1 protein-coding gene and 1 pseudogene are annotated in these 615 nt (G+C 62.9%); both read left to right on the top strand.

The genetic code is table 11. The features are described 5' to 3' along the window. Positions 1 to 458, top strand: a 458-nt coding sequence (locus tag AC1DH9_RS30440) for a thioredoxin family protein (RefSeq protein WP_477809493.1), incomplete at its 5' end; no start/stop codon positions are given. After that, positions 458 to 615, top strand: a pseudogene (locus tag AC1DH9_RS30435) (TlpA family protein disulfide reductase); the annotation flags it as partial. The gene AC1DH9_RS30440 and the pseudogene AC1DH9_RS30435, both read left to right, overlap by 1 nt.

The raw sequence follows: 615 nt of genomic DNA, 5'->3' as shown, positions 1-615 counted from the left end.
GTGCTGCGGGTGGCAGCGATGACCTGTTCAATCCATTGCAGGTTTACAGTGCACAGGCGTCGACCCGCGTCGCCAGCCCCACGGCCGACGACGCCTTCATCACCGTCAAGGATCCCGTCGCGCTGCAACGCGAACTCGATACTGCCCGCGCCCAGGGCCAGTGGGTGTTGCTGGACTACTACGCCGACTGGTGCGTGTCGTGCAAGATCATGGAGAAACAGGTGTTCGGTAAACCCCAGGTACTGGACGCGTTGAAAGAAGTCCGCTTGCTGCGCCTGGACGTGACCGCCGACAATGCCGCCAGCCGTGAACTGCTCGGCCGTTATAAAGTGCCGGGGCCACCAAGCCTGTTGTGGATCGGCACCGACGGCATCGAGCGCCGCAGCCAGCGCATCACCGGAGAGGTGGATGCCGCCGGTTTCCTCCAACGCTGGAACATCACCCGGGACGCTCGTTGATGCTGACCTTTACCCTCGGCACCTTTGCCATTGCGCTCAACCACCTGCTGCTGATCAGTGCCCTGGCACTGRCAACCTTTGTTGGCTGGCGGGTGGCCAAGCGCGGTGGCGAGAATCCCGAGTCGGTGCTGTTCAGCCTGTTCCTGCTGGGCTTGCT

This window comes from Pseudomonas sp. 05T35 (genome assembly GCF_056396605.1).
Note: the sequence above shows the minus strand (reverse complement) of the source record. Positions and strands in the feature narration are given on the sequence as shown.